The 16,450-nt window shown below is 33.8% G+C and carries 15 protein-coding genes and 1 pseudogene; 12 read left to right on the top strand and 4 right to left on the bottom strand.

Annotated features, from left to right (window positions below; translation table 11 throughout):
• The first annotated feature begins 213 nt into the window (after positions 1–213).
• The 5 genes from BW936_RS12240 (at position 214) to BW936_RS12215 (ending at position 6,794) form a co-directional block, all read left to right on the top strand.
• Positions 214–1,560, top strand: coding sequence for an NAD(P)/FAD-dependent oxidoreductase (locus BW936_RS12240; protein ID WP_076548699.1), 1,347 nt, complete (start codon positions 214–216; stop codon positions 1,558–1,560).
• 28 nt (positions 1,561–1,588) lie between these two features.
• Positions 1,589–3,172, top strand: a complete 1,584-nt coding sequence (locus tag BW936_RS12235; protein ID WP_076548698.1) for a 4Fe-4S binding protein — start codon at positions 1,589–1,591, stop codon at positions 3,170–3,172.
• A gap of 955 nt (positions 3,173–4,127) precedes the next feature.
• A complete protein-coding gene (locus tag BW936_RS12225) occupies positions 4,128–4,619 on the top strand; it encodes a toxin-antitoxin system YwqK family antitoxin (RefSeq protein ID WP_076548696.1) in 492 nt (163 codons plus the stop codon).
• Positions 4,619–5,308 (top strand): glycosyltransferase family 2 protein, encoded by a 690-nt coding sequence (locus tag BW936_RS12220; RefSeq protein ID WP_076548695.1) that lies wholly within the window; start codon positions 4,619–4,621, stop codon positions 5,306–5,308. The genes BW936_RS12225 and BW936_RS12220 overlap by 1 nt, the downstream gene beginning before the upstream one ends.
• Before the next feature lies 1 nt (position 5,309).
• On the top strand, positions 5,310–6,794 hold the full coding sequence (locus BW936_RS12215) for a cellulose synthase family protein (protein WP_076548694.1): 1,485 nt from the start codon (positions 5,310–5,312) through the stop codon (positions 6,792–6,794).
• 822 nt (positions 6,795–7,616) lie between these two features.
• Here BW936_RS12215 and BW936_RS12205 read toward each other — a convergent pair.
• Positions 7,617–7,754, bottom strand: coding sequence for an AsnC family transcriptional regulator (locus tag BW936_RS12205; RefSeq protein ID WP_394333588.1), 138 nt, complete (start codon positions 7,752–7,754; stop codon positions 7,617–7,619).
• 160 nt (positions 7,755–7,914) lie between these two features.
• Between BW936_RS12205 and BW936_RS12200 the strand changes: the two genes are divergently transcribed.
• The 3 genes from BW936_RS12200 to BW936_RS12190 all read left to right on the top strand — a co-directional run bounded on the left by BW936_RS12200 (position 7,915) and on the right by BW936_RS12190 (position 10,918).
• On the top strand, positions 7,915–8,961 hold the full coding sequence (locus BW936_RS12200) for a DUF1852 domain-containing protein (protein WP_084182067.1): 1,047 nt from the start codon (positions 7,915–7,917) through the stop codon (positions 8,959–8,961).
• 20 nt (positions 8,962–8,981) lie between these two features.
• Positions 8,982–10,016, top strand: a complete 1,035-nt coding sequence (locus BW936_RS12195) for a methionine synthase (RefSeq protein WP_076548693.1) — start codon at positions 8,982–8,984, stop codon at positions 10,014–10,016.
• Positions 10,017–10,087: 71 nt separating this feature from the next.
• Entirely contained in the window at positions 10,088–10,918 is an 831-nt protein-coding gene (locus tag BW936_RS12190; protein WP_076548692.1) for a sulfite exporter TauE/SafE family protein, read from the top strand.
• Positions 10,919–11,076: 158 nt separating this feature from the next.
• Here the strand turns inward: BW936_RS12190 and BW936_RS20230 are convergent.
• Positions 11,077–11,181, bottom strand: a pseudogene (locus tag BW936_RS20230) (transposase); the annotation flags it as partial.
• A 412-nt stretch (positions 11,182–11,593) separates the two neighbouring features.
• On the opposite strand from BW936_RS20230, the gene BW936_RS12185 reads away from it, so the two are divergent.
• Both BW936_RS12185 and BW936_RS12180 read left to right on the top strand, forming a co-directional pair.
• The gene (locus tag BW936_RS12185) at positions 11,594–12,427 is read left to right on the top strand and encodes a DUF5694 domain-containing protein (RefSeq protein ID WP_076548691.1); all 834 of its coding nucleotides are present in this window, start codon (positions 11,594–11,596) and stop codon (positions 12,425–12,427) included.
• Between the two features lie 212 nt (positions 12,428–12,639).
• On the top strand, positions 12,640–13,260 hold the full coding sequence (locus BW936_RS12180) for a hypothetical protein (protein WP_076548690.1): 621 nt from the start codon (positions 12,640–12,642) through the stop codon (positions 13,258–13,260).
• 220 nt (positions 13,261–13,480) lie between these two features.
• Here BW936_RS12180 and BW936_RS12175 read toward each other — a convergent pair whose 3' ends face one another.
• Together BW936_RS12175 and BW936_RS12170 are read right to left on the bottom strand one after the other, a co-directional pair.
• Complete coding sequence (locus BW936_RS12175; RefSeq protein WP_076548689.1) at positions 13,481–14,044, bottom strand: PIN domain-containing protein; 564 nt, start codon at positions 14,042–14,044, stop codon at positions 13,481–13,483.
• Positions 14,034–14,489, bottom strand: coding sequence for a helix-turn-helix domain-containing protein (locus tag BW936_RS12170; RefSeq protein ID WP_076548688.1), 456 nt, complete (start codon positions 14,487–14,489; stop codon positions 14,034–14,036). Before BW936_RS12170 ends, BW936_RS12175 begins: the two co-directional genes overlap by 11 nt.
• 729 nt (positions 14,490–15,218) lie before the next feature.
• On the opposite strand from BW936_RS12170, the gene BW936_RS12165 reads away from it, so the two are divergent.
• Both BW936_RS12165 and BW936_RS12160 read left to right on the top strand, forming a co-directional pair.
• Positions 15,219–15,680 carry a mobile mystery protein A gene (locus BW936_RS12165; RefSeq protein ID WP_076548687.1) on the top strand — a complete coding sequence of 154 codons (462 nt, stop codon included), beginning with the start codon at positions 15,219–15,221 and terminating at the stop codon, positions 15,678–15,680.
• Positions 15,671–16,267, top strand: a complete 597-nt coding sequence (locus BW936_RS12160) for a mobile mystery protein B (RefSeq protein WP_076548686.1) — start codon at positions 15,671–15,673, stop codon at positions 16,265–16,267. Before BW936_RS12165 ends, BW936_RS12160 begins: the two co-directional genes overlap by 10 nt.
• Positions 16,268–16,450: the final 183 nt, after the last annotated feature.

Genomic DNA, 16,450 nt, shown 5'->3' with positions numbered 1-16,450 from the left:
AACTAAAAAAATAAAACTTTTACTTTTTTTAAACTTACAACACAATTACTCATTGATAATCTGACTCTTATACATCTGTTCGAAACAAGTTAAAACGCAAACTAAGTTTAAAAGTATCACAGAGCTGTAACAAGTTTATAATCTTTCTAAATAAAAAGTAATCTGTTAAGTTCTTACCTTTAATACCGACACAACCATCAACAAAATCATTTTATGGAGCAAATTGTAATAATTGGCAATGGTATTTCAGGAGTCACTTTGGCTAGGCATATACGTAAGCTATCAGACAAAAAAATCACTATTATTTCTGCAGAAAGTGACTATTTCTTCTCCCGTACAGCATTAATGTATGTGTACATGGGCCACATGAAATTTGAGCACACACAACCTTACGAAAATTGGTTCTGGAAGAAAAACAGAATTGAACTTGTAAACGGGTTTGTAGAAAAAGTAGAAACAGATATCAAAAAGCTATCCTTAAAAGATGGCTCTTCTATCTCTTATGATAAATTAGTTATTGCAACAGGTTCTAAGCCCAATAAGTTTGGTTGGCCCGGTCAAGATCTAAAAGGAGTACAAGGCTTATATTCAAAACAAGACCTTGAGCTGCTTGAGAAAAACGCTCCTAATAACAAGGTATGTAACCGTGCGGTTATTGTAGGTGGCGGACTCATTGGTATTGAGATGGCAGAAATGTTGCGCTCTCGCGAAATACCCGTTACATTCTTAGTCCGTGAAAAGAGTTTTTGGAACGGCGTCTTACCCTCTGGGGAATCTGCCATGATCAACGAGCATATTAAAGAGCATCATATTGATTTACAACTAGACACCAATCTAGAGAAAATAATTTCTGATGAAAATGGACGTGCAAAAGCGGTAGTTACAGATAAAGGCGAAACCATTGAATGTAATGTGGTTGGCTTAACTGCCGGGGTTGCCCCAAATATAGATTTCCTTAAAGATGCCGGCATTGAACTAGGCAGAGGTGTTAAGGTCAATCGTTTTTTAGAGACCAACATAAAAGACATATTCGCTATTGGCGACTGCGCAGAGCAACATACAGGAATTGGTAGTAGAAGACCTATTGAGGCCGTTTGGTATACGGGTAGAATGATGGGCGAAACTCTTGCCCAAACAATTTGCGGTACACCAAGAGAATACAACCCAGGGCACTGGTTCAACTCTGCAAAGTTTTTAGATATAGAATACCAAACCTACGGATGGGTTTTTAGCGAACGAATCAAAAAAGATAATGAACACCATTTTCATTGGCGCCATGCCACCGAAAAAATATGTATAACCGTTGCTTTCAACAAAGATAGTCATCAATTTTTGGGAATAAATACTTTTGGTATTCGTATGAGGCATGAGATTTTTGACCAATGGCTAGCAGAGAACAAAGATATTGATCATATAATGACGTATTTAAAAGATGCTAATTTCGACCCAGAGTTTTACAAGCTCTATGAAGATGAAATTGTAGCTAAATACAATGCTGATTTCAACAAGAACATCAGTCCGAAGAAAAAAAGCTGGAAACGTATTTTCAGTATCGCCTAACTATATAACAATATAAACAACACCTACTATGGGTAATTTTGACAGAAGTATGTCACTTGCGGGAGAGCCGCCTAAAGCATTGAACACAGGCCAAAAATTGGCGGTAGTAACAGGAATGATCGGTCTGGGCATTCTCATTTTACAATTATTTAATTTAAACCTTGGTAACACCGCACTTTGGTTAACAATATCTATTGTTGCCATTTTTGTGGGGATCATTTGGTTTTCACAAGCAGCATATGCACACAAACAAAAAGGTATAAAAAATGACGGCGTTTGGTTTAAATCTATTTCTAGTCGCGGTGTGCTTGCTTGGATATCAGGTATTGCCTTAACCGGTTTTTACATTGTACTCTACTTTTATCCGGAGTACTTAGGTTTGGTAAAAGGTGGCGAAAATAAAGGCTTGATCGCCTTATTTGACCCGTTGAGCAAAGGGTTAAGTGGCAACCCTGCCAGCCAGTGGTTTGTATATGGTACGTTGTACACTGTTGCCATTTTGGCCTTTGGCGCAAAATTTATTTGGAAATACCGCCACAATAAATATGAACAATTGAGAACCGTAAGTGTAATGTTCTTTCAGACTGCATTTGCTTTTTTCATACCAGAAATTATGGCAAGATTAAATGGCGATTTACCATATTACGATCTTAAAAATATGTGGCCTTTAAACTATTATAACTTTGAGCGCTACCGTATCAATGGCTTTATAGATTCTGGCAGTGTAGGTATGACCATGTTATTTTTTGGTATCATATCTATCTTTGTCATCTCTCCGTTTTTAACGTACAAATACGGTAAACGCTGGTATTGCTCTTGGGTTTGTGGTTGTGGTGGCCTGGCCGAAACTGCAGGTGACTCTTTTCGCCAACTGAGCGATAAATCTAAATTTGCATGGAAAGTTGAACGCTGGGTGGTACATAGCGTAGTTGTATTCGTTACCTTGATGACAACGGCCGTTATTTATTCATACCTAGGTAATGATACTAGTAAATATTGGCTTACAAAAACAATGTTCATTTCTGGAGTAGCAGTGATTTTAACGGCGGTATTTGCCTGGGTTATGATCTATAAAAGAGAAGAACTGGCAAAAGATGCTAAATATGGTGCTATTGGGTATTTTACTATCATCGCCGTATTATTAGGAATGCACTTTTTCAGTGGCTCTGGAAATATATTCATATTCAAAGCAGAAACACTACGAACTACTTACAGTTTTTTAATAGGTAGTATTTTCTCTGGAGTTATAGGTACAGGATTCTATCCTATATTTGGAAACCGCGTATGGTGTAGATTTGGGTGCCCAATGGCAGCCGTATTAGGTTTTCAACAACGCTTGTTCTCTAAATTTAGAATTACTACCAACGGTGGTCAGTGCATATCATGTGGTAACTGTTCTACCTACTGTGAAATGGGTATAGATGTACGTGCATATGCTCAAAAAGGAGAAAACATTGTACGTTCTAGTTGTGTAGGTTGTGGTATTTGTTCTGCGGTTTGCCCAAGAGGAGTGTTAAAATTAGAAAACGGACCAGAAGAAGGACGGATCAACTCTAAAGATGTTTTGTTAGGTAACGATGTTGATTTAATGGATCTAGTGAATAATAAATAGAACTTAGTCCTAAAATAACACTACGTATTATAGTAACGTGACGGTATTACTTTTGTTCACTTCTATTTTATAAAAGGAAAAGTTCATGAAAGACCGGTTTTCAAAAATCTTTCGTGAACTTTTTACCCTAATTTCAGTAATAGCTATATTATGAACCGATTTCTTTTCTTATTTCATCTACTATTTCTTTTAGTTCTAATACAAACAGTGCTTAGCCATGTAGACGTTGCTTATGAAAAAGAAAACGCTAGTTGGGCAAATCTTGCTATCACTAAAGATGATGAAGATACCAAGGTTTTACTTCATAAAAGCTTTAATATTCCTGATTTTATCATCCATATTTCTACAAAAAAATATTTTGCGCTATACAAAAACTGTCTGTTCTCCCCTAACTCACCCCAATTAAGCAGCCTTCAACATTATAAAAACAAAAACTTAATATTAATACATTTTCAAAAGCAAAAGCAGCTCGGCACTTTCTCTACCCTGAAAAACTCAAGCAACAGAAAATACTTGATATGAACAACTATATTATGGATAAAGAAACATATAACCTTACTGACCAAGATCATATAAAAAAAGACGTCTTAAAATGTATTCAATGGCATCTAATTTTTTTTGGAAGCAAATTATAAATAATCATATCGGCATCGTTTTAGGGCAGTCTAATTACCCACTGGTCAGCAAAAAATAATGATACATAAGTGCAAGCTGCTACGGTATTCAGAAAGCCAATTGGTCTTGTTAGGTTTGTTTCCCCATTAACATAAAAAATGGTTTTGAATCGAAGAAGATAAAAAAAATAAAAAATCCGTAGATACAAAAATTCGTATAACAATGATAGGCAACCTAATTTAGCAAAGAACCGGAAAGTACAAAAAAAAGGAAAAACACTAAACAATTCTGTGGTCCTTGATATAGAAATGACCTAAACGTTAACCCTACAGCACTTAAAATGAAGCTCTTAAAACCCTTTTATTCCCTCCTTATTTGTTTAGGATTATTGGCTTTTATAAATCCTGAAGATAGACGGTACGAACGCACCTATTATGATGATGGCACATTAGAAAGTGAAGGCTGGATCCGCTTTAACACTAGAACAGATTATTGGACATTTTATCATCCAAACGGTCACAAATCTGAACAAGGTTTTTACAGCTATGGCAAAAAAGAGAAATATTGGTTCTTTTTCAATGAAGATCGTATTAGAATCAAAGAAGGAAAATTTGTTGACAATAAAGAAATTGGTTGGTGGCTCTTCTATGATAAAAAAGGACGCGTAAACCATAAATGCCAATTAGACAAGGGCATTAAAAATGGTTATTGTTTAAAATACAAGGATACTAAATTGATCGCTGCAGAGAAATACAGCAGAGGTGAAAAGATTAAAGAATGGACATCTTTTAGAGCGTTTACCAATGAAAATAGTTTATCAGACTTAAAATAATGACAGATATTAAAGTAATAATACCAGCTTTTAACGAAGCAGATTCCATTGCCCTAGTCATTAAAGGGCTACCAAGGACAATATCTGAGGTAATTGTTGTAAACAACAATTCTACAGATGATACTGCAAAAAATGCCGAAGCCGCAGGTGCAACCGTACTTACAGAGACCAGGAAAGGATATGGCTATGCCTGTCTTAAAGGGTTAGATTATATAGCATTGTCAGCGAAACAACCCAACATTATCGTATTTATTGACGGTGACTATTCTGATTATCCAGAAGAACTGGACAAAGTGGTTGCCCCTATTTTAAAAGATAACATTGATTTTGTAGTTGGTGCCAGAACAAAGGGCTTGCGAGAGGAGGGTTCAATGACCCCGCAACAGGTTTTTGGCAACTGGTTGGCGACTTTTTTAATGCAATTGTTTTTTGGCGCAAAATTTACGGATTTAGGTCCTTTTAGGGCAATTAAATACGAAAAGCTCAAAGAATTGAACATGGAAGATAAAACTTATGGATGGACGGTTGAAATGCAATTAAAAATTCTTAAAAAAAAGATGACATATACCGAAGTACCAGTGCGTTACAAACGAAGAATTGGTGTCTCAAAAGTATCAGGAACCGTAAAAGGTAGTATATTTGCAGGCATAAAAATTTTGGGGTGGATCTTCAAATACAGTATTAAATAATATGGCACTAGCTTTAGCTTATTTTATTATCATTATTTATAGTATATCATTACTATTGATTTTCTTTTATAGCTTGGCGCAGCTAAATCTGTTGATCAACTACTTATCACAAAAAAGACAGAACGAAACAGCTCCAAAATTTAACTTGTTAGACCCAAAGGAGATTCCGTTCGTGACCATTCAACTTCCTGTATATAACGAGGAATATGTAATGGATCGCTTATTAGAGAACATTGCAAAAATAGAATACCCCAAAAGCAAATTGGAGATTCAGGTTTTAGATGACTCTACAGATGATACCGTAATTTCTACGGCTGCCAGTGTTGCAAAATTAAGGGAAACCGGTTTAGACATACAACATATTACAAGAACAGATCGCTCTGGCTTTAAAGCCGGTGCCTTAAAAGAAGGGCTTGAAATTGCTAAAGGTGAATTCATAGCCATTTTCGATGCTGATTTTTTACCGGCGTCAGATTGGTTGAAGAAAACCGTTATCTACTTTAAAGATGCAGAAATAGGCGTGGTACAAACCCGTTGGGGCCATTTGAACCGTGACTATTCTACCCTAACGAAAATACAGGCCTTTGCCCTTGATGCGCATTTTACATTAGAGCAAGTTGGACGCAATAGCAAAGGGCACTTTATTAACTTTAACGGTACCGCAGGTATTTGGCGTAAAGAATGTATTATTGATGCCGGTAACTGGGAAGGCGATACGTTGACAGAAGACCTTGATCTTAGCTACAGAGCACAGTTAAAAAACTGGAAATTCAAATACCTGGAGAATGTAGAAACGCCCGCTGAACTACCTGTGGTAATCAGTGCCGCACGATCACAACAATTTCGTTGGAACAAAGGTGGCGCAGAAAACTTTAGAAAAACAGTTTGGAGCGTAATAAGCGCAAAGAACATACCTTTTAAAACCAAGTTCCATGGGGTAATGCATTTACTGAACAGCTCTATGTTTCTATGTGTATTCTTAGTTGCCTTATTAAGCATACCATCATTATATATTAAAAACATGTATGCTCATTTAGACTGGGTATTCTCGCTATTGAGCTTGTTTACCGTTAGTACCATTATCCTATTCGTTTGCTATTGGTTTACCTATAAGAGCATACAAGGCAGCGGCTTTAACAATTTTGTAGATTACATACGCATATTTTTTACCTTTTTCTCTGTAGCACTAGGCTTTTCGTTACATAATACCATTGCTGTACTAGAAGGGCATATGGGCAAACGAAGCGAGTTTGTGCGTACACCTAAATTTAATATCAGCACCATAAAGCAAAGCTGGAAAGGTAATAAATACCTGGCCAAAAAATTATCACCTAACATGATATTGGAATTTGCCCTTATGCTCTATTTCATGTTTGGTATGTACAGCGCAATACCCCTAAATGATTTCGGACTGTTTCCGTTTCACTTCATGTTGTTCCTAGGCTTTGGGTTTGTATTTTTTAAATCACTGACCTCAAGAGCTTAAAACCACTTAAAATAAGATATTAGAAAAGGGATAACCCAACGGTCATCCCTTTTTTTGTACATTATCATTATCCCATCTATTAGTCGTTCATATAATCTTGCCATTGTTTAATTAAATATTTCTGCACTACTTTTCTCTACATGGCCAAGAACCCAAAATCATAACAAAATAAATAAAGGGCTCCTTTCCTGGTCTTCCTATAATCCGTAAAATATTAAGGGTTAAATCTGTCGTTCAAGAGAACCGTACTTCTAATGATAGTAAAACCAGATGTATTAAACTGCTATAAAAGCCTTCTATTCTTTTCAATTGATTGCCTACTCTTAGATAAAAAATCTTGTTTTTAGATGTTTTCATATTGATGGATCGATTTACATTTTACCGAACAAAATTTCTTATCAGACCTCCCAACCACTTCTAGACTTACCACTAAAAAGTGGACAATTAGTTAAGAATCATGAAGCTGTTTTCTGATTAAACATTTCTATTCAAACTCTTCAGGATATTTGTAAACTCAAAGATTTACAAAAATGAGAAATAAACAAAAACTTTTAATTGAGCAATTGGACCAAAAACTTCGACCATTCTCTGAAATCCGAAAGATCTTGGTCCCAGAGCGTGGATGGATACAATTCCTACATCACTAAGTATGACATTGGCACAACTTGGTGCAAAATTAAATATAACAAGACAAGGAGTAAAAAGATGTAGCCAGTGCAGTTGACTTAAAATTAGTATATGCACTGGCTCCACTAAATGGGACGACAAACGATTTAATTGAAATAAAAGCAGAAAAATTGACACGAAAAATAATTTTAAGAACTAACCAAAATATAAAATTAGAAGACCAAGGAATGTTGGTGATAGATTGACCTGTTTTGCAGTCTCTTTTGTAGTCAATTTCCCATTTTGTTGAAGCAACTTTAATAACTTCAAATCAATTTCATCTAAATCAGGCATAGATAAATTTTCTTTTCGCGAAGTAAATCACCAAGAAAAAAGATATTTTATCTTATGAAATACATAATTAAGATATTTTATCTTACTTTATTGATTCCTATAATTATATCATCTTTTATTGCCAATTTTGACAGACAAAACAACCAATTAAGGTCCTCAAATGAAAGCAACAATATTAAAAGACTCAGAAATAAACGAGAAGAAAAATAGTAAAACCTCTCAGGATGCAATTATTAATAATTTTGCATTTACACTAAAGCTAAATCTTTTCAATGAAAATTATATCCCGTCTAATAGTTCACGAACAACAACCAACTTTGCAAATTTAGCAAGGGGAACAAACCGTCAAGAAAACTTACGGCACACTATTAAAATGATTAATAATCGTTTTAATAGCTTGGCAAAATGGGATAATCCTAATAATAACAGATATTCCCTTGAACTAGAGATCGTTTCTGTTGCTATAGATATTGATGGCAGTGGCACAACATTCCCTTCAATTGAAATTTTAAAAACATATATTATTGATCATAATACAAGTAAACGCATTGAAGGTATTGCTGGTAATAACTTTTCTTCTTATATACGCGATTATGATTTCAGTGTTTTACTTTCAGAACATAATAAAGATAGAGACAATTACAGTATTCCTGATGCTTTTGGTGAATTACACGGAAATATATTTAAGTGTTTTGTGAATTCAGAAACTTATAAAAAAAACTTTGCTAAACCACCTGTAATATGTTTGAGTGTATCCAGCAATAAAACATATCATCGTTCAGAAAATCATCACCCTATATTAGGTTATGAATATCACACTAACAAATCTTCTTTGACGGAAGATTACTTCGGTAAAATGGGTTTAAAGGTTCGTTATTTTATACCACCTAATAGCGTTGCTCCTTTAGCTTTTTATTTTGTAGGTGATTTACTAGCTGATTACACAAACCTTGAATTAATTAGTACTATTAGTACCATGGAAACGTTTCAAAAAATTTATAGACCTGAAATTTACAATGCTAATTCTGTTGCAGGATTGTGTTATAATGCTAGTTTAAAAAATCAAGATCATTCTTTAACAAAAATCATATACGACAGAGAAGAGCGTACTAAGTTAGGAGTTGAACAAGGTAAATTTGCTGAGGAAAAATTCATAAAACCTTACAAAAACATCCTCCAACAATGGTCTGCTAATTTCTCAATTTAATTAATTCAACAAATTTTAATATGAAAACTTTATTACCAACTTCAACTGTTGGAAGTTTACCCAAACCTGATTGGCTTGCCCCACCCGAAAAACTATGGTCACCTTGGAAATTAGAAGGAGAACGGTTGCTTGAAGGAAAACAAGATGCTTTACTTATTTCTTTACAAGAACAACAATTAGCAGGGGTTGATATCATTAGTGATGGCGAGCAAACACGACAGCATTTTGTAACCACTTTTATAGAACATTTAAGTGGTGTGGATTTTAAAAATCGTAAGACGGTAAAAATTCGTGACCGTTATGATGCGAGTGTTCCTGTTGTGGTTGATGAAATTACGCGTAAAAAATCAGTATTTGTTGATGATGCTAAATTTTTACGTAAACAGACTGACAAAACTATTAAATGGGCTTTACCTGGACCAATGACTATGGTAGATACCTTATATGACAACCATTATAAAAGCCGAGAAAAATTGGCGTGGGAATTTGCTAAAGTACTTAATGAAGAAGCTAGAGCACTACAAGATGCCGGAGTAGATATTATTCAGTTTGATGAACCAGCCTTTAATGTATTCTTTGAGGATGTAAACGATTGGGGCATGGCAACAATGGAAAGAGCCATTGAAGGTTTAAATTGCGAAACTGCGATACATATTTGTTATGGTTATGGAATAAAAGCTAATAATGATTGGAAAAAAACATTGGGTTCAGAATGGCGTCAATACGAAGAAATTTTTCCGAAAATTCAAAAATCCAATATTGATATTGTATCATTAGAATGTCATAATTCACGTGTGCCATTTGATTTAATGGAACTCATTCGTGGTAAAAAAGTAATGGTCGGTGCCATTGATGTGGCAACAAATACCATTGAAACACCTGAAGAAGTAGCTGCTACTTTACAAAAAGCACTTAAGTTTGTAGCTATTGAAAACCTATATCCTAGCACAAACTGTGGTATGGCTCCGCTATCTAGAAATGTAGCAAGAGATAAGTTAAGTGCTTTAAGCGCAGGTGCAGAAATTATACGTAAAGAACTTGCCGTTAAATATTAATTAACCCCCTCTTTTTTGATACTTCGTTTACTCTTTTCGTTCTGTCAAACAAAGACCTATAAACAAAAAACGTGGACATATTTATTTTTTATTACCTAATTGCCGGTGCCTTTGCAGGCATACTTGCAGGTCTATTTGGTATTGGTGGAGGTATGATAATTGTACCAGCATTAATTTACATTTTTAAAGCACAGGGTATACCTGAAGCGGCACTTACACATATTGGAATTGGTACATCCTTAGCAACTATTATTATTACATCCATTAGTTCACTTAGAGCGCACGATAGTCGTGGTGCAGTAAATTGGAGTGTTTGGAAACGTATGGCGCCAGGATTGGTACTTGGTTCGTTAATTGGTGCAGGTATAGCATCATTTATTCATGGTAATTCTCTTCAGGCAATAATTGGTGTAGGTGCCTTTTTAGTAGGATTAAAAATGTTATTTATGAAAAATCAATCTTTCGAAGAAAACGATTTTAGCAAACTACCACCACCTACAGGACAAACTATCTTAGGTGGCTTTATAGGAATTATTTCTGCAATTTTTGGTATTGGCGGAGGTACGTTAACCGTTCCGTTGTTAAGTAATTATGGTTTAAAAATCCAGAATGCTGTGGGTACATCAGCTGCCTGCGGTTTACCTATTGCTAGTGCCGGTGCTATAGGATTTCTAATCTTTGGACAATTTCTTGATCCCAATATAAAAGAAACATTACCAAATGGTGTATTAGGCTTTGTACATCTTTATGCATTTATTTGTGTAAGTTTAGCTAGCTTTTTCACCGCACGTATTGGAGCTAAAATAGCTCATAAATTACCTGCAATAACATTGAAAAAAGCATTCGCAGTATTATTGTTAATTGTGGGAGTTAAATTAGTGTTGAACTCTAAAGTTTTATAATTTAATTAGCCTAACCATTTACCTAAAACAAATAACAATATAGATACCAAATACATAGAACGGATATTAAAAATATAATTGAAAAAATAACTTTTGCCAACACCGGTAACCGTAGTACAAGCCTATATGTAGAAATAATCACTATTAATATAAGCCTCTTTAAGGGGCTTTTTGAGATTATAGGCGATCGCGGACAGGTGCATATCCTTGTTCGCCTGTGCGAGTCCGATCGTATGTATCTTACTCAGTCCAATGAACTGGGTCTACGTTACCAAATAATTCATTACGCTTTTTAAAATTAATTTTTCCAATACAATTGCGATTGCGATTACTGTCTATGTTTTTACGAATATATAGCACATTTAACCTGTAAAAAACAGACTGGTTGTTCGGTGAATTTTAGTCCTTTCTTACTTAGACGAAAACATTTTTTGTGATTATGGTTTCCCGTAATGGAATATGAGCTAATAATGGTAGGTTTATTCTTTAATGGTATATTAGTGTGCATGGAAAAAACATTACACATATTTCTGATTATTTCGGAATAGGTGTAATGGTGCACATATACAATTGTTGTAGCCAATTTGACAAACCTCTCGTCCAATTAATAAAATAACTAACTGTAACAATTTCAAAATAAGATTGTCTTAATTAAACAACAAAATTCTACTATAAATGAAAAATGTATTAACTATTCTACTTGTAACAATCTTATTCTCGTGCAGTAACAACGAAAAAATTAAAGAAGGTATTGGTCAAGTTGAAACACAAAGTATTGACGAGAATAAGATTAAAGTATTAAATATGGCGACGTTTCATATGGGATTTACAAATGATGCCAATTCAGTAGAATACGATGAGAGAAACTTAAAAAACAAAAAGGAAATTCATTCTATAGCAAAACTATTGTCTGCTTTTAAACCAACAGTAATAATACTTGAGAGTTCACCTGAATATAACGAAAAATTACAAAAAGAATACAAGGAGTATAAAAATAATCCTAAAATGGAATTTAAAAACCCCTCTGAAGGTGAATTACTTGGATACGAACTTGGTCGAATTAGTAATGTTAATAGAATATATGGAATAGACCATAAAATGGGGTATAATTATCGTTTAATTGATTCATTGGCTAAGAGCAAAAATGAAAAAATTTATTTAGATTTTATGGATTATTATGGACCTATTTCAGAAACTAAATATGAAAATGGAAATACTCTGGAAAAGTTGAAAATGGAAAATAAGCCTGAATATTTAGATTATTTAATAGCATACAACGCTGATATAATGACTCATATCTCAACTAAAAACAAATTTGAAGGTGCTGACGTCGCTGCAAAGTATTATCAAAGAAACCTTAGAATGTATTCGAATTTAAATAAAATTTCATTAACACAAAATGATAGAGTATTTATACTTATGGGTTCAAGTCATATTGCTTTTTTTAGAGACTTTATGCGTAGAAGTCCAAAATATAACATGGTAGATGTTTTTGAATATTTAAAATAAAACTGGCTACAACACTGTATAAAAAACATAGGGCGTTTGTGCTAAACCGAAAGTTCTGTGCATAATAATAAAGTCCGCTAAATATAAAATTTGACATTTATAGAAGAAAATATAAAAGCAAAATATTTATATTTAGCTAAGTAATAAATCGAAACGATAGTGCTTATTTATTGCCCTACGTTTCTTATACTAAAACGTTAGCAAATATTTAAATGAAACACTTCTTAACCTATTTAACTTTTCTAATTACATTATGTAGTTATTCGCAAACAGATGGGAAAATAGTTGAGTTAGAAAATCAAAAAAAGAAATTTGAGCTAGAAGTTCAAAAATTGACCGATTCTATAAATGGAATAGACTTAAAAATAGCCCAGCTAAAGTCTAAGAAATTTATGGACAAAATAAAAGATTCTTCACTTACAGCAATCGCTAGGAAAGGAGCTAAATTAAAAAAGGATTCGAGTGTATTTGCCGACATTATTACAATTTTCAAAGAAGATAAAGAAGTAATAATTCTAGACTATAAAGAAGGTTATTTTGAAGTTTGTCAAGGCTCACTTTGCGGATATATGAGTGAAATTTGGATTAAAAGAAGTAGCACAACTTCAGAGTTTACCAAATCCAAAGAGACGGAAAGAAAACTTACTAGCGGACTCAAAAGTAAATCTATCTCTTACAGTTCTTCTCTAAAGAGTACAAAATCCAGTAGCACCAAGTATAAAACAAAAAGGTATAGAAGTTCTAAAAGCTATTACAGGGGACCCAGAGGAGGCTGTTATTACATTAATTCGAATGGAAATAAATCATATGTTTCTAGAAGTTTATGCAATTGAGTAGCGGAAAAACATTTACTAACAAAACCTATAAACAATACGGGCTTCAGGCATAAACGAATGGTTTGCGTATTTTTATAAAGTCCGCGAAATCTTTTGGATTATGCCCTGGACAGGAAAAAATAAATCAAAACAAAAAGATTTCGCTATGTGCGTGGCGGAAAGCAAATGGTAGTTTGCTCCCGTACTGTTCACAGCTATGTCTCTTAACGAACATTTCTCAAATCAAAGAGTGTAAATAATCAGCGGAATCCTTAAGACCATTTTTTCTTAAAATATCTAAGACCTCGAACTCATCCAAATCAGGATTTCTTCTATTCAAAACTAATTTACGGAACGCCTCAACAGCCTTCTCATGATTTAAATCGATTATATCGGTAATAAAATCATCTGCTGATTTTACGGACAAACCAAAAGTTCCTAAATACTTTTCGGGAAAATCTTTTAGATTATTGGTTACTATTACATTAGCATTTGTTTTTATAGCAGCAGCCATAACATGCCTGTCCTTTAAATCTGGTAAAGTTAAAGTTTCAATTAGTGGTTCATAATTCGAAACAAATGCATCAGGAAATGCTAAATTAGCCATATTAGCTCTCTTTTTTGCTATTTCTTCGCTAACACCTTTTCTCTTCATTACACTTTCCCACTCATCAAAAATATGATTACTCCATTTTGGTGTAAACAATTCATAATGTGCAAACCAAAATAACACATCCCGAATTTCAATCGGATAAATAATGTTTGTGTCTAGGATAGCTATAAATCGGACACTATGAATCATACAAGCCTAGTTCTTCATCCGAATTCATAATATCCATCAAAATCTTCTCTTGATGGGCTTTCATCTCATTCTTATAATTAACTACATCTTCAAACTTAACCCTTCTATGCTTTCCAACCTTAACAAAAGGAATTTTACCATCCTCTAGCAATTTGACAAGATGAGGTCTTGAACATCCTAAAAATTCAGCAGCTGATTGTGTGGTCATTTCTGTAGCCATTGGAACGAGAGAAATAGGCTTTCCTTCACTAGTAGCTTTTAATATTTTAGCTAATAATTTTAGTGCTTTTAATGGAATCTTTATCTTTTCTGAAGTTTCCTCAATCTCAATTTCAGGATTTTTGTTTGTAAGTTCTTCCAAAGTAGCAGCTAGAGCATTATAAGATTCCATAGCTGTAAGTTGCTCTTCCTTTGAGGGTCTTTTTATGTTCTTATATTGTTGCATTTCAATTTCAGTTATTAAGGTTTTACACGAAAATAAACGAAATAAACGAAACGATGTTGCAAGAAATAGTTAAAATTATTATGCCAAGTTAAAATCTGAACCTAAATTTTCTGTGCGCCATAAAAGTGCTTATCAGGTAAGCAATCGTTCATTTTACAACTGATAACGTATACACTCTTGGCTTTTATGACCAGTTAAATATGGTAAGTCCAGTATACGGTTCCTGTTCGTCGGTACCGAGTTTTGTAGTCTCGCTTTCTTCAGATGTAACCTCGCGGTTACCACCCTTGCGACTTACTAATGCTTCCAGACGTTACCCTAGCGCATAAGGGACTTACACCCTCTAGATAAATCCTTATATTGCTATAAGGTAAAGATGCCCATACTGGGCACACACACCGTATATAAAAAATAGCTATTATAGGCTTTCCGAGAGGTTTGTGTGTATTTGCGAAGACCGCCAAATTTTTAAATTTGGCTTTTTGAGAAAATTAAGATAAAAAGAAAAATTTAAAAATTCGGCTCATGTATAATCCGAAATGATAGCGTCTTTTTATACGCTACGTTTCATATACAGAGACGTTGGCATTAATTTAACAGAATAACTAAAAGTAAACTTAAATGTTTACTTTTTTTGTTTCTTGTAAACCCATAAGGTTACTTTTTTATATATTTGTAAATTCATATGTTTACAATTATATAATTTTGTAAACTTAAAGAGTTACAAAAATGAGAAATAAGCAAAAACTTTTAATTGAGCAATTGGACCAAAAACTTCAACCATTCTCTAAAACTAGAAAGGTCCTGGTCCCAGAACGTGGATGGATAAATACAATTCGGACGTCACTTAATATGACTATGGCACAACTTGGTGCCAAATTAAATATTACAAGACAAGGAGTAAAAAGAATAGAGAACAGTGAAGCTAATGGTACGATAACGCTTAATTCTTTAAAAGATGTAGCCAATGCAATTGACTTGAAATTAGTATATGCACTGGTCCCACTAAATGGGACAATAAACGATTTAATTCAAATAAAAGCAGAAAAGCTAGCCCGGAAAATAGTTTTAAGAACTAACCAAAATATGAAATTAGAGGACCAAGGAATTGGAGATGAAAAAATAGCCAAAACCATAAAAGAGCTTGCTAGCGAAATAAAACGAGAGATGAAAAAATCATTATGGGATTAGAATTCGATTATAAAGATGGACAAACACCTTTAGACGAAGAAGAAAAGGAAGGTCTTAAAATAAGGTCTATCACTACTCAAGGAGAACTAGATGAATTTGAGCAATTGAACATTGAAAAAGCAGTTGAATGGACTATTCATTCAAAATTCAAACTTGAAAAAATTTTAACTGAAAAATTTGTGAAAGACTTACACAAAAAACTGTATGGTGATGTATGGAAATGGGCAGGAGAATTTAGAAAGACTGAAAAGAACATTGGAATTCCGTGGACACAAATTAGAATTGAATTAAAAAATTTATTAGACCATACTAAATATTGGATAGATAACAACACTTTTCCACCTGAAGAAATAGCTATAAGATTTAAACATCGCATAGTATCCATTCATTGCTTTCCAAATGGAAATGGAAGACACTCAAGGATGATGGCTGATATAATTATGGAATCAATATTTGGAAATGAAATATTTTCTTGGCATCAATCAAATATGGTTAAAGCTAACGAAACAAGAAATCAATATATAACAGCTTTAAGAGAAGCTGATAAAGGAAATTTAAAACAGTTAATTGAATTTGCAAAAAACTAATGCCAACACCGGTAACCGTTGCACACGCCTATAATTAGAAATAATCTCTATTGATATAAGCCTTTTTAAGGGGCTTTTTTTATGCCATTGTCCCGTCCTGAAATAAGTTGACACAAAATCGACTTATTTATGAAACATCCAATTATTACGGTAAACAAGCGTACCCAACGCGATTATAATCTA

Origin of the sequence: Maribacter ulvicola, from assembly GCF_900155985.1 — a bacterium.
In the GTDB taxonomy this organism is placed as follows: domain Bacteria; phylum Bacteroidota; class Bacteroidia; order Flavobacteriales; family Flavobacteriaceae; genus Maribacter; species Maribacter ulvicola.
This window is presented reverse-complemented; position numbering and strand designations above follow the sequence as displayed.

Excerpts from the sequence above, each read along its gene's own strand:
- BW936_RS12240 (WP_076548699.1), top strand. The coding sequence starts at position 214 with ATGGAGCAAATTGTAATAATTGGCAATGGTATTTCAGGAGTCACTTTG.
- BW936_RS12235 (WP_076548698.1), top strand. The coding sequence starts at position 1,589 with ATGGGTAATTTTGACAGAAGTATGTCACTTGCGGGAGAGCCGCCTAAA.
- BW936_RS12225 (WP_076548696.1), top strand. The coding sequence starts at position 4,128 with ATGAAGCTCTTAAAACCCTTTTATTCCCTCCTTATTTGTTTAGGATTA.
- BW936_RS12220 (WP_076548695.1), top strand. The coding sequence starts at position 4,619 with ATGACAGATATTAAAGTAATAATACCAGCTTTTAACGAAGCAGATTCC.
- BW936_RS12215 (WP_076548694.1), top strand. The coding sequence starts at position 5,310 with ATGGCACTAGCTTTAGCTTATTTTATTATCATTATTTATAGTATATCA.
- BW936_RS12205 (WP_394333588.1), bottom strand. The coding sequence starts at position 7,754 with ATGCCTGATTTAGATGAAATTGATTTGAAGTTATTAAAGTTGCTTCAA.
- BW936_RS12200 (WP_084182067.1), top strand. The coding sequence starts at position 7,915 with ATGAAAGCAACAATATTAAAAGACTCAGAAATAAACGAGAAGAAAAAT.
- BW936_RS12195 (WP_076548693.1), top strand. The coding sequence starts at position 8,982 with ATGAAAACTTTATTACCAACTTCAACTGTTGGAAGTTTACCCAAACCT.
- BW936_RS12185 (WP_076548691.1), top strand. The coding sequence starts at position 11,594 with ATGAAAAATGTATTAACTATTCTACTTGTAACAATCTTATTCTCGTGC.
- BW936_RS12180 (WP_076548690.1), top strand. The coding sequence starts at position 12,640 with ATGAAACACTTCTTAACCTATTTAACTTTTCTAATTACATTATGTAGT.
- BW936_RS12175 (WP_076548689.1), bottom strand. The coding sequence starts at position 14,044 with ATGATTCATAGTGTCCGATTTATAGCTATCCTAGACACAAACATTATT.
- BW936_RS12170 (WP_076548688.1), bottom strand. The coding sequence starts at position 14,489 with ATGCAACAATATAAGAACATAAAAAGACCCTCAAAGGAAGAGCAACTT.
- BW936_RS12165 (WP_076548687.1), top strand. The coding sequence starts at position 15,219 with ATGAGAAATAAGCAAAAACTTTTAATTGAGCAATTGGACCAAAAACTT.
- BW936_RS12160 (WP_076548686.1), top strand. The coding sequence starts at position 15,671 with ATGGGATTAGAATTCGATTATAAAGATGGACAAACACCTTTAGACGAA.